The following is a 12,678-nucleotide window of genomic DNA, read 5'->3' on the forward strand; positions in this document are numbered from 1 at the left end:
GCTCTTTTAGGTTTATCTAACGTTGAATCGAGCAGTTGTATAACCAACTGATTACTTTCAGTCATTACGTAACTGCTAAAAATCAGTTAAAATATCCCTCATTTTTATATGCGTATAGCTAAGACCGACTTAACACTACGCCCAAGTAAAACTAAGACCGAGAGAACTATATGAGTTTGTATTCAGAATATCTGGCAGAGATCGAAACCCGTAAAACGGAATTAGGTCTTAACCCTAAGCCAATTGACAGTGCTGAACTGCTGTCTGAAATTATTGCTCAAATTAAAGATACAACAAACGAGCACCGCGAAGACTCTCTAAAATTCTTTATCTATAACACTTTGCCGGGAACTACGCCTGCTGCTGGTGTTAAAGCGCAATTTTTGAAAGAAATTGTACTTGGCGAAGAAAAAGTAGAAGAAATCACGCCAGAGTTTGCACTTGAGCTACTTTCACACATGAAAGGCGGCCCGTCTGTAGAAGCACTTCTAGACCTTGCACTTTCTGATGATGAAACAGTTGCCAAGCCTGCAGCTGAAGTACTTAAAACTCAGGTTTATCTATACGAAGCCGATACTGAACGTCTTGAAACAGCATTTAAAGCGGGTAACGCGATTGCTAAAGACGTGCTAGAAAGCTACGCAAAAGCTGAATTCTTTACCAAGCTTCCTGATGTTCCAGAGAAAATTGAAGTAGTGACCTATATCGCTGCTGAAGGTGATATCTCAACTGACCTTCTTTCTCCTGGTAACCAAGCGCACTCTCGTGCAGACCGTGAACTTCACGGCCAGTGCATGATTTCTCCTGAAGCACAGCAAGAAATTGTTGAGCTTGGTAAAAAGCACCCTAACGCCAAAGTAATGCTAATTGCTGAAAAAGGCACAATGGGTGTAGGTTCTTCACGCATGTCTGGTGTGAATAACGTTGCACTATGGGCAGGTGAGCCAACAAGTCCTTACATTCCTTTTGTAAACAAAGCGCCAATTGTTGCTGGTACTAACGGTATCGCACCAATCTTCCTTACTACCGTAGATGTAACTGGTGGTATTGGTCTTGACCTTAAAAACTGGGTTAAGAAAACAGACGAGAACGGCGAAGTCGTTCGCGATGCTAACGGCGACCCAGTGCTAGAAGAAGCTTACTCTGTTGCAACTGGTACGGTACTGACTATTGATACCAAAGCGAAGAAGCTTTTCAACGGTTCAGAAGAACTTGCTGACGTTTCTGCTTCATTTACTCCTCAAAAAATGGAGTTCATGAAAGCGGGTGGTTCTTACGCCGTTGTATTCGGTAAGCAGCTACAATCTTTTGCTGCACGTACACTAGGTGTTGAAGCTCCGGCAGTTTACGCGCAATCGAAAGAAGTCTCACACGAAGGCCAAGGCCTTACTGCTGTAGAAAAAATCTTTAACCGCAATGCGGTAGGCGTAAATTCAGATGCGCCGCTTCACGCGGGTTCTGATGTTCGCGTTAAAGTAAACATTGTAGGTTCTCAGGACACCACTGGCCCAATGACCTGCCAAGAACTAGAGTCTATGGCGGCATCAACTATTTCACCTACTGTTGACGGTGCATACCAGTCTGGTTGTCACACTGCGTCAGTATGGGATAAGAAAGCACAGGCTAACATTCCTAAGCTAATGTCATTTATGAACAACTTTGGTGTAATCACAGCACGTGACCCTAAAGGTGTTTATCACTCAATGACTGACGTTATTCACAAAGTGCTTAACGACATCACGGTAGACGACCGCGCCATCATCATTGGTGGTGACTCGCATACTCGTATGTCAAAAGGCGTAGCATTCGGTGCCGACTCAGGTACGGTAGCACTAGCGCTTGCGACAGGTGAAGCGGCAATGCCAATTCCAGAGTCTGTGAAAGTGACCTTTAAAGGTAGCATGAAAGAGCACATGGACTTCCGTGACGTAGTTCACGCTACTCAAGCTCAAATGCTTAAGCAATTCGCTGGCGAAAACGTGTTCCAAGGTCGCGTAATTGAAGTACAAATCGGTACTCTACTTGCTGACCAAGCGTTTACGTTCACTGACTGGTCTGCAGAAATGAAAGCGAAAGCGTCAATCTGTATCTCTGACAATGAGACTATGGTTGCCTCACTTGAGCTTGCTAAGAGCCGTATCCAAATCATGATCGACAAGGGTATGGATAACGAAGCTAACATGCTTCAAGGTCTAATTGACCTTGCTGACAAGCGTATTGCTGAAATCAAGTCTGGCGAAGTACCAGCGCTTGCACCAGATGACAACGCTAAATACTACGCAGAAGTGGTTATCGACCTAGATCAAATCGATGAGCCAATGATTGCTGATCCGGACGTTAATAACGAAGACGTGTCTAAGCGTTATACCCACGACGTTATTCGTCCAGTTTCTTACTACGATGGTAAGCCAGTAGATCTAGGTTTCGTAGGTTCTTGTATGGTGCACAAAGGCGATATGCAAATTATCGCACAAATGCTTCGTAACCTAGAGAAGCTTAACGGCTCTGTAGAGTTTAAAGCGCCACTTGTTGTTGCTCCACCTACATACAACATCGTTGACGAGCTAAAAGCAGAAGGCGACTGGGAAGTACTTGCGAAATACGCAGGCTTCGAGTTCGACGATGCTAAGCCGAAAGAAGCAGCGCGTACTAAGTACGACAACATTCTTTACCTAGAGCGTCCTGGATGTAACCTATGTATGGGTAACCAAGAAAAAGCTGAGCCGGGTGATACCGTAATTGCTACCTCTACACGTCTTTTCCAAGGCCGTGTTGTAGCTGACTCTGCTGAGAAGAAAGGTGAATCACTACTAGGCTCTACACCACTGGTAGTACTTTCAACTGTACTTGGCCGTTTCCCAACAACTGAAGAATACAAGCAAGCGGTTGAAGGCATTGACCTAACTAAGTTTGCTCCACCTTCAGAAGATTTGGCTGTAGCACCAAAGTTTGAAGCGGACGTAGCAGTTAAGCGCGTATAAGCACTTACCGCTAGACAAAACGTTAAAAAGCCCCAACCTTGGTTGGGGCTTTTTTGTCTCTGACCCCGTTTATTTGTTATTTGGGGGCGGTGGCTACGAGTTCGTCGAGTATGCCAAGTAGCAGCTTAGTGCCGGTGCCAGAGGCTATTGCGTCAAATACATTTTCAACATTCTTACCGTGCTGACCGCCCGCTAAGTCGCTTATTGAGCGGATTATTAACCAATCTACGTCGTTAACAAAACTCACCTGTGCGACCGTTGCCGATTCCATTTCTGCAACATCAGCCGTGTAAACGTCACGCAGCCACTCGCGGTATTTAGCGTTGTCTACGAATACTGAACCTGTTACTCCATTTCCACCTATATCAACCAGTATTTCCTTACCAGACGGCATAGTGATAGGCGGAATCTTTTTGAGCGCGCGTTTTGCCATATCCAACAGTGTTTTATCGGCAGTAAAATAGGGCATTCTTTTGCGGGTGTCCCACCCTTCTTTAACTACAGCCACTTCAGTAGGATGAATAAAGCCTAAGTTTTTATAGTTTGGCGAGTGCTTATCTGCCTCCTGTCGCGCTTTGTAATATTCGAGTTGTTTAGCGTAATAATCCGGGAGTTCATAGGTGTTAGCGTCACCTTTCTTCGGGTTGATATAGACAGATTCGTCATGGAAATACCAACGTTCAGGCACTGCGATATCGCCTGGTGTATATTTCGGGTTTATGGCCCCTGCAATACCCATCATAACCAGCTTATCAATAGGGAAGTAATCCAGCGCCATCTGCACAGTCATTGCTGCGTTGGTAATACTGACACCCGTACTAAATACAACAATAGGCTCACCTTTATACGTGCCTAACTGATATTTAACCCCTTTAATATAAACTGTTTGCGAAATTTGAGCGTCGTCCATAGTCGCAAACGCGGCGTCAATGGCTTTAATCTCTGGCTCGTAAGCAGCAACCACGGCTGTCCATTTGTTTGTCACATTGGAAAAATCTTTTGGACCGTACTGACTAGTATCGTCATTTGCTAACGACGATAGCGATATACACACGAATAAAACAAAACTACTTAAGCGCATATTGACCTTATTTAATTTATTTTCTGCACCAATACGGTGCGGTTGAAGAGCGAGAACTGTATGTAATGGAGATAAATAGCTATCGGAACAGTCTCAATTAAACACTATGGCAGAGTTATGGCAAAGTTCGAGCCAACAAAATCGCTAAATATGGACAACCTTATTATGGTGATGATAGGCATTAATAAAGGTGTGAGAGTAGGCAACTCTTTTTGTTTGTTGCTTAAAATTTGTATACCAAGTAGTGTTAACTAAAAGCTCACTTAAATAATTAACTCACCCATAAAAAGCTGGCTATTTAAGCGTTTAGCATAGCTCTAAATAAGGTGCTCTCAAATAAAAGGACTTAACCCTTATGTTATTCAAGCGTATTACACTAACCGTATTAGTGTGTTTTTTTGCTAGCTCGTCAATTCAAGCTGAATCTAACGAAGTAGCAAAAAACTACGAACTGAAAGTAGAGAAGTTCGAATCTAAAGTGTTGAAGGAAGAACGAGAAGTCGTTGTTCAACTTCCTAAAGGCTACGCAGATAACCCCGACAAGAAGTACCCTGTAATTTATCGGTTAGATGGTGCGGTTTATCTACCTATAATGAATGCGGTACTTGAATCACTTCAATCTGAAAATGCTGCGCCAGAAGTAATTATAGTCGCCATTGAAAATACCGATCGTTTTCGAGATCTTTTCCCTACGGCAAATGAAGACCCATACGGGCCTGTAGGTTATGGCGGGGGCGGGGCAAACTTTTTGTCTTTTATAACCACTGAACTTATCCCAATGGTCGAGAATAAATACCGGGTGCATAATTTTCGGGTGATAGCCGGGGGATCCGCTGGTGGTGTATTCGGGTTGTATGCGCTCACTCAAAACCCTGAGCTTTTTAAGGCTGTGATTGCCTATAGTCCTGCGGTGTGGTGGAACTATGGCGCGCCGGTAAAAAGAACGGTTGCGTTTTTTAAATCTTCCAGTCAACTGGATCACTATATCTATACGTCTATAGGCAACGAATCGGCGCCAATGCGACCCTACTATGATGATATGATTTTGGGTATGCGGGCAAACCAACCTGCTGGTTTGAGGTGGGTAAATGATGAATATGCAGGTGTTCGGCACAACTTGGTTACGGCAGCGTCTATTTTTAGTGCTTATCACAACCTGTTCTTGTCAGCTTATTTAAGGCCTGAACAGTTCGATGGTGATATTCAAAGCATTTCCAAATATTACGATCGCGTTTCAAAGCAACGCGGGGAAAAATTAGAGGCGCCTGAATGGGTAATTAGAGAATTAGGTTATCATTATGTGCGCTCTGAAAATTACGACAAGGCTATTGAGCTGTTTAAGCACGATATAGCTAAGTACCCTGAAATGCCTGACCCGTATAACGGCATAGCGTATGGTTACGAGCAAATGGGTGAGTATAAAAAAGCACTTGAGAGCGTAAACAAGGCTTTGGAGCTTTCGACACCGCAGCACGATGGTTACCAAGTTTATACAGATAGACAAAAGCGTTTGCATGATTTACTGGATGAGTAAGCTACATTGAAATACCAAAGCAAAATTAAACGTATAAACAATATTGCCACCGTTTTTATGATTGGGATTTGCGCTGTAACGAGCGGATGCAGTTCTGTTTCGACAGCGCAAACTGGACGCTGTATTGAGCAAGCTAATCGCGCTGAAGTTTATGAAGTGAATACGGCCGATGAGCGGCTAAACGCATGTTTAGAGACCTACCAAAAGAGACGTGACGAAGAAAGAACGTTTGGTGAGGCCTTTGCCGAGGATGTGCTTATCTCAGTTCTTGATATCATCACTGACTAAGGCTTTTTCAGCCAAACAAAAACCTTCTTACGTACAGTTAAAAAAAGTCCAAAGGCAGAGTAATCTACTCTGCCTTTGTCGTTTTAGTCTCTTTCGAATGGCTTTAACGGACTCCGTTTAATAACTTATGGAAAGAGCCAATGCGTTATATTCTGACATCTGTTTGTGTGTTTTTAATCACGGCAGTTTCTCACGTTTGTGCACAGAGCAAGCTTGATATTGTCGACGGTTTGCAGCTTGCCAAGCAGTATGAACACAGCCGCCAAGATATAAACATCACCGATTACTGGGTGAGCGAAAAGTTAGACGGTATTCGGGCACGATGGGACGGCACTGAACTTAGGACCCGAAACAACAACAAAATATTTGCGCCAGCTTGGTTTACCGCTAATTGGCCTAAAGCGACTATCGACGGTGAACTTTGGATAGAAAGAGGGCAATTTGAACTTACAGCTTCCATCGTGCTTTCTAAGTTAACGGAAGAGAAGTCGCACCTTGTCGCTAATTCTTTGTCTGGGGCCGAAACTACCGCGTACGACATTACAGCAGCGTCTATACCAGACACACGCTGGGCTAAAGTTAGGTTTATGGCCTTCGACATGCCTGTAGCAGGACAGCGTTTTGACAGCCGACTGAACAAGCTTAATAGCCTTAAAAAGGCCATTCCCAACCCCACGTTTGACGTGCTCCCTCAGTTTAAACTTTTGTCTCTAACCGCGCTTGAAGAAGAGCTTAAACAAGTAACCAAAAACGGTGGTGAAGGGCTGATGCTTCATCATGGGAAGGCGTTTTACCAGACAGGGCGTAGTGACAATCTACTTAAGGTAAAACATTTTGAAGATGCTGAAGCGAAAGTGTTGGCGCAACTTCCAGGAAAAGGAAAATTTAAAGGCATGATGGGATCACTGTTGGTAGAAACATCTGACGGCATTCGATTTAAACTGGGAACAGGATTTTCTAACAAAGAGCGCCAAGCGCCTCCGGCTATAGGTAGCTGGGTAACCTTTAAGTTTTACGGTGTAACGAAAAACGGTAAGCCAAAGTTTGCGAGCTACCTTCGCACTAGACCCGGCTTTGACTTATCAAAAAAATAGTACCTATATTAATTAGCGAAATAGCCTCAAAATCGAGCTTTTAATTAGCTGTTATCTATCCTTTACGATGCACTTCAATTGAACAAGCGTCACATAAAGCTACCCACCTTGTCTTTAACATATAAAACCCTATAACTTACTTAACCAGTAATTGTTTTTGTCACTTTATGTACCGCCCTTTAATCGCTTTTAGCGTTCAAAAGTAATGTTATGAATAGCGATTATAAGCGGATAATAGGGGCTAAAAATTTCAAAACTTAGCCTGTGAAGTTATACTGTTGATGATTAATTAAACACTCCTTGCGTCAAGTGCGTACAAGACCGTTTACTCCCATTGCGCAAGCTAACTTAGAGGAAGAGACTGTGTTACAAGACTATCGCAATCACGTTGAAGAACGTGCAGCCCAAAATATCCCCCCAAAACCTCTTAATGCAGAACAGGTAGCAGCCCTTGTCGATTTGTTGAAAAGCCCGCCAGCAGGTGAAGAAGAATTCCTATTAGAGCTGCTCTCAGAGCGTGTGCCGCCAGGTGTTGATGAAGCGGCTTACGTCAAAGCTGGTTTCTTAAGTGCCATTGCAAAAGGCGAAGACAGTTGTGAACTTATCTCAAAAGAGAAAGCTGTTGAATTGCTGGGAAATATGCATGGCGGTTATAACATTGCGACGTTAGTAGAGCTACTTGACGATGAAGACCTTGCTCCATTGGCTGCCAAAGAGTTAAAACACACGTTGCTGATGTTTGATGCTTATCACGATGTGGAAGAAAAACACAAAGCGGGTAACGAGTACGCTACTGCGATCATTAAATCTTGGGCAGAAGGTGAGTGGTTCACGTCGCGCAAGTTAATGGACGATAAAATTACTTACACTGTATTTAAGGTGACCGGTGAAACCAATACTGATGATTTGTCGCCCGCACCTGACGCATGGTCTCGCCCAGATATTCCATTGCACGCTCTTGCTGCTTACAAAATGCCACGCGAAGGTTTAGAGCCAGAAGAACCTGGCGTTAAAGGACCAATGGCGCAAATAGAAGAAGTCAAAAGTAAGGGCTACCCCGTTGCTTTTGTTGGTGATGTAGTAGGTACAGGCTCATCGCGTAAGTCGGCGACTAACTCTGTCTTGTGGTTCTTTGGCGAGGACTTGTCGGGCGTGCCTAACAAACGGGGCGGTGGCGTATGTATCGGTTCCAAAGTCGCACCTATTTTCTTTAACACCATGGAAGACGCGGGCGCATTAGTATTTGAAGCCGACGTTGAAAAAATGAATATGGGAGATGTGATAGATATCTACCCATTTGAAGGAAAAATCACTAATCACGAAACCGGTGAGCTACTTGCTGAATACAGCTATAAATCGAAAGTTATTTTAGATGAGGTGCGTGCCGGCGGACGTATTAACCTGATCATCGGGCGCGGTCTTACCGAGAAGGCGCGTGAGACACTAGGTTTAGGCCCAACGGATTTATTCCGTACGCCTGAACAGCCGAAAGACAGCGGAGCGGGTTTCTCGCTTGCGCAGAAAATGGTAGGCAAAGCCTGTGGTGTTGAAGGCATTCGCCCCGGCACCTACTGCGAGCCTAAAATGACAACCGTTGGTTCGCAAGATACTACAGGTCCCATGACCCGTGATGAGCTTAAAGACTTAGCTTGCCTTGGCTTTACGGCCGACTTGACCATGCAGTCCTTTTGTCACACGGCTGCTTATCCAAAGCCGGTGGATATTGAAACCCAGCACACGCTGCCTGATTTTATTATGAATCGGGGTGGGGTATCGCTTCGTCCCGGTGACGGTATTATTCACAGCTGGTTAAACCGCATGCTGTTACCTGACACAGTAGGCACCGGTGGTGACTCGCATACTCGTTTCCCATTGGGAATTTCGTTCCCAGCGGGCTCTGGCTTGGTGGCATTTGCTGCAGCAACGGGTGTTATGCCCCTGGATATGCCAGAGTCTATATTGGTGCGCTTTAAAGGCGAAATGCAGCCGGGCATTACCTTACGAGACCTTGTACATGCCATTCCGCTATATGGCATTAAACAAGGGCTATTAACGGTAGAGAAAAAAGGCAAAATCAATGCGTTCTCTGGCCGTATATTAGAAATCGAAGGGTTGGAAAACCTTACTGTAGAACAGGCGTTTGAGTTATCGGATGCATCGGCAGAACGTTCAGCTGCAGGTTGTACTATCAACCTTTCTGAAGAGTCGATAGCTGAATATCTGCGTTCAAATATTACTATGCTTCGCTGGATGATTAATGAAGGTTATGGCGACCCTCGTACGCTAGAGCGCCGCGCGCAGAAAATGGAAGAGTGGCTTGCTAACCCAGAATTAATGCGCGCCGATAAGGATGCTGAATATGCCGAAGTTATCGAAATTGACCTTAACGACATTAAAGAGCCTATCGTCTGCTGCCCAAATGATCCCGACGATGCGAAAACCCTATCTGACGTTGCAGGTGATAAGGTAGATGAAGTCTTCATTGGCTCGTGTATGACAAACATTGGCCACTTCCGGGCAGCCGGCAAATTGCTTGAGCAATACAATAAAACACTTCCAACCCGATTATGGATGTCGCCACCGACTAAGATGGACAAAGCCCAGTTAATGGAAGAGGGGTACTACAACATTTACGGTCGTGTGGGCGTACGCACCGAGATGCCGGGGTGTTCACTTTGTATGGGTAACCAAGCAAGGGTAGACGCGGGCGCCACTGTGCTCTCAACATCAACCCGAAACTTCCCTAACCGTTTAGGTGATGGAGCGAATGTGTATCTAACCTCAGCAGAGCTTGCTGCGGTTGGCGCAATTGTGGGCCGCATTCCTACCGCTGAGGAATACATGGAATACGCCAGCAAAATTAACGCAATGTCGGGAGAAGTATTCCGCTACTTAAACTTCGACAAAATGCCTAGCTTTAAAAAGGCGGAAGAAGAAGCTAAGGCGCGCATTATTCCAACGTTGAATGTTGCTTAAAATAGTGTATAAACTACAAAGCCGGTTGCCTTAGTGGTGACCGGCTTTTTTTATGGCGAAAAGGAATGTCTAATGGGAAAATCTTTCTTTATTGTTGCTGCACTTGTATTAACCTTAGGGTGTGCAAAAGCGCAGGTAGACCCTGTATCGTCACTGAATTCAGTGGACTTCGAATCTATTACACTGGAGATAGGTGGCAAGCACTATGAAGTTGAGTATGCCAATACCTTTGAGCAACGCGCGCAGGGCCTTATGTTTCGCAAAGCCTTGTGCGAAGACTGCGGTATGTTTTTTAAGTTTTCTAGCCCCAAATTTGCGGGCATGTGGATGAAAAACACCTTTGTTCCCCTAGACGTAGCATTTATCGACAGAAATGGCGTAATAACGGATATAAAACCTCTCACTCCCCATAGTTTGGAGTCGGTCGGATCATCGAAAGAGGTACTTTACGCGTTGGAAATGAACCAAGGGTGGTTTGCCGAGAATAATATAAAAGTAGGCGACCAAATAACGATTGATTAACCGCGTAAAGCGCGGTTGCTGCTAGCGAAAAGCTAGTTTTATTCTGGAGTTAAATATAGTGACAAATGCCTTATCGATAGCTAAGTTCGGTGGAACTAGCGTAGCGAATTACGAAGTAATGCAAAACTGCGCCCGAATTGTTGCCGGTAATGAAAAAACACGCATTGTGGTAGTGAGTGCTTCAGCTGGGGTAACAAATCACCTTGTAAGCCTAGCTCATACACCAATGACGCAACAGCAAATTGAAGAAACCTGCCAAGCCATTGTGGATATAGAACACGCTATTCTAAATAAGCTTGATGACAAAGATGCAGTAGAGCCTAAACTTAACGATTTGCTAGAAGAAATGCGCAGCTTAGCATTTCACGAAGAAATCCTTCACCGCGATGATTTAAAAGATCAGCTGCTTTCTATGGGTGAGCGAATGTCATCATTGATGTTCTCATCAGTGCTTGCGGAGCAAGGCGTGAAAACCATGAACTTTGACGTTCGCAAAGTACTTCGTACTGACAGCGAATTCGGTGAAGGCGCGCCTCAAATAGAAGAGATTGAAAAACTTGCTAAGCAGCTGCTCGCGCCAGAAATCAAAGACGCTATTGTAGTTACACAAGGTTTTGTTGGTGCAGATGAAGAAGGCCGTACAACAACCCTTGGTCGTGGTGGCTCTGATTTTACGGCTGCACTACTTGCAGAAGCGCTTGATGCCGAATCGTGCGAGATTTGGACTGATGTAACGGGTGTGTACACGACTGACCCACGCATTACTCCGGCTGCCCATCCGTTACCTGAGCTCAGCTTTGAAGAAGCCGCGGAAATGGCTACTTTTGGTGCCAAGGTACTACACCCTGCCACTATGGAGCCTGCGCTTCGCAAAGACATTAAAGTGTTTGTAGGTTCAAGCAAAGAGCCAGAAAAGGGCGGTACATGGATTGTGCGTGATTGTGAGCACGAGCCTCCGTACCGTGCGATTACTCGCCGTAAAGAGCAAGTAATGGTGACAGTGAAAACTCCAAAGATGATGTACGCGCAAGGTTTCCTACAGCAGGTATTTGCTATCATCGCTAAGCATAAGCTGAGTGTCGATTTGGTCACCACTTCAGAAATCTCGGTATCTTTTACCCTTGATAACCCCGCGAACTCTGTAGCTCAGCGTTTGAATAAAGAGACCATTGCCGAACTTGAAACCATCTGTGACGTTAAAGTAGAAAAAGGTTACGACCTTGTCACCGTTGTAGGAAACAACATGCAAACGGCTATTGGGGTTTCAAGTAAGATTCTATCTGCGGTATCTGATTTTAACTTACGCATGATTTGCTTTGGCGCTAATCCGCACAACCTATCGTTTTTGGTTAACGAGACCGACAGTGATGACGTGGTTCGCAAGCTGCATTCGGCATTGTTTGAATAAGGACTAGATTTGCGTAAAGCGTAAAAAAAACGGTCGCCTCAAGGCGGCCGTTTTTGTTTTGAGGTAAGTACAAGTAGCTAGAGAGCTTCTACCGGAATAATAATTTCATGGCGCTTATTCCAAGGCAGAGTGAATGGAGAGTCGTAGCCCATGTAGCTTGGTGAACCCGCCGTTTCGATATTGTTTTCTTCCAATACTTTGTGCAGTTTACGGGTGTATTCCTCTTTATCACTATCGCTACTAAAGCCTGAATAGCGGATAGCCGCCACGGTTCTTTCCGACACGGCAACAAGAGATACATTATCGTTAGTGGGGGTAGGTGCACTTTGCATGTCATATTTACTGGGTAAGAAAAACATCATAGTTTCTGACGATACTTCAACCGGTGAGGTCATCGCAATTTCTTGTGAACGCTTGCCTATCTCAACTGGCGAAGTCATAGAAATGTCGCTATTCGTCTTGTTCTCACCAGAGATATAGTTAAAAAGTAGGTTAAAAGCCCCTGTATCTTCGGCTCCCTTAGACATTACGCCCACAGCTTGGTTGTAATGTCTGATTTCAATATCATCAGCCAGTGTTTTGATAACTGTGTAGGGCAGTGTTTCTGTATCTTTGTAATACGTTGGTTCAGACTGGCTCATGGTGGATATCAGTAAAGTAGCAATAAGAAGTGACAGGCGGTAAAAGTTAGCAAGCATAGAGTTTTTAAAGTTTGTTATTTGTACTGTTTCTACGTTAAAAAGCCGATTAATGGTCATTCTAGTGTTGCTAAGTGTTTTTGCCGCCCCAAGGGT

The 12,678-nt window shown here is 44.6% G+C and carries 9 protein-coding genes; 7 read left to right on the forward strand and 2 right to left on the reverse strand.

The features are described 5' to 3' along the window. Positions 1-170 precede the first annotated feature (170 nt). Positions 171-2,981: a bifunctional aconitate hydratase 2/2-methylisocitrate dehydratase gene (locus PCAR9_RS03350; RefSeq protein ID WP_179982398.1), complete on the forward strand. Its 2,811-nt coding sequence runs from the start codon at positions 171-173 to the stop codon at positions 2,979-2,981. Between the two features lie 76 nt (positions 2,982-3,057). Here the strand turns inward: PCAR9_RS03350 and PCAR9_RS03355 are convergent, their stop codons facing one another. After that, the gene (locus tag PCAR9_RS03355) at positions 3,058-4,062 is read right to left on the reverse strand and encodes a 5'-methylthioadenosine/S-adenosylhomocysteine nucleosidase family protein (RefSeq protein ID WP_179982399.1); all 1,005 of its coding nucleotides are present in this window, start codon (positions 4,060-4,062) and stop codon (positions 3,058-3,060) included. A gap of 355 nt (positions 4,063-4,417) precedes the next feature. On the opposite strand from PCAR9_RS03355, the gene PCAR9_RS03360 reads away from it, so the two are divergent. The 6 genes from PCAR9_RS03360 (at position 4,418) to lysC (ending at position 11,884) form a co-directional block, all read left to right on the forward strand. Continuing rightward, positions 4,418-5,596 carry an alpha/beta hydrolase-fold protein gene (locus PCAR9_RS03360; protein ID WP_179982400.1) on the forward strand — a complete coding sequence of 393 codons (1,179 nt, stop codon included), beginning with the start codon at positions 4,418-4,420 and terminating at the stop codon, positions 5,594-5,596. A 6-nt stretch (positions 5,597-5,602) separates the two neighbouring features. Next, a complete protein-coding gene (locus PCAR9_RS03365; RefSeq protein ID WP_179982401.1) occupies positions 5,603-5,884 on the forward strand; it encodes a DNA ligase in 282 nt (93 codons plus the stop codon). Positions 5,885-6,024: 140 nt separating this feature from the next. Then, on the forward strand, positions 6,025-6,978 hold the full coding sequence (locus PCAR9_RS03370) for a DNA ligase (RefSeq protein WP_179982402.1): 954 nt from the start codon (positions 6,025-6,027) through the stop codon (positions 6,976-6,978). Between the two features lie 363 nt (positions 6,979-7,341). After that, positions 7,342-9,954 carry a bifunctional aconitate hydratase 2/2-methylisocitrate dehydratase gene (acnB, locus tag PCAR9_RS03375; RefSeq protein ID WP_179982403.1) on the forward strand — a complete coding sequence of 871 codons (2,613 nt, stop codon included), beginning with the start codon at positions 7,342-7,344 and terminating at the stop codon, positions 9,952-9,954. 72 nt (positions 9,955-10,026) lie between these two features. Continuing rightward, a complete protein-coding gene (locus PCAR9_RS03380) occupies positions 10,027-10,476 on the forward strand; it encodes a DUF192 domain-containing protein (protein ID WP_179982404.1) in 450 nt (149 codons plus the stop codon). 58 nt (positions 10,477-10,534) lie between these two features. Then, positions 10,535-11,884: a lysine-sensitive aspartokinase 3 gene (gene lysC, locus PCAR9_RS03385; protein WP_179982405.1), complete on the forward strand. Its 1,350-nt coding sequence runs from the start codon at positions 10,535-10,537 to the stop codon at positions 11,882-11,884. A 77-nt stretch (positions 11,885-11,961) separates the two neighbouring features. On the opposite strand, the gene PCAR9_RS03390 is transcribed toward lysC, so the two are convergent. After that, the gene (locus tag PCAR9_RS03390) at positions 11,962-12,642 is read right to left on the reverse strand and encodes an SOUL family heme-binding protein (protein WP_232091107.1); all 681 of its coding nucleotides are present in this window, start codon (positions 12,640-12,642) and stop codon (positions 11,962-11,964) included. Positions 12,643-12,678 lie beyond the last annotated feature (36 nt).

Origin of the sequence: Alteromonas macleodii (genome assembly GCF_903772925.1) — a bacterium.
GTDB classification, from domain to species: domain Bacteria; phylum Pseudomonadota; class Gammaproteobacteria; order Enterobacterales; family Alteromonadaceae; genus Alteromonas; species Alteromonas macleodii_A.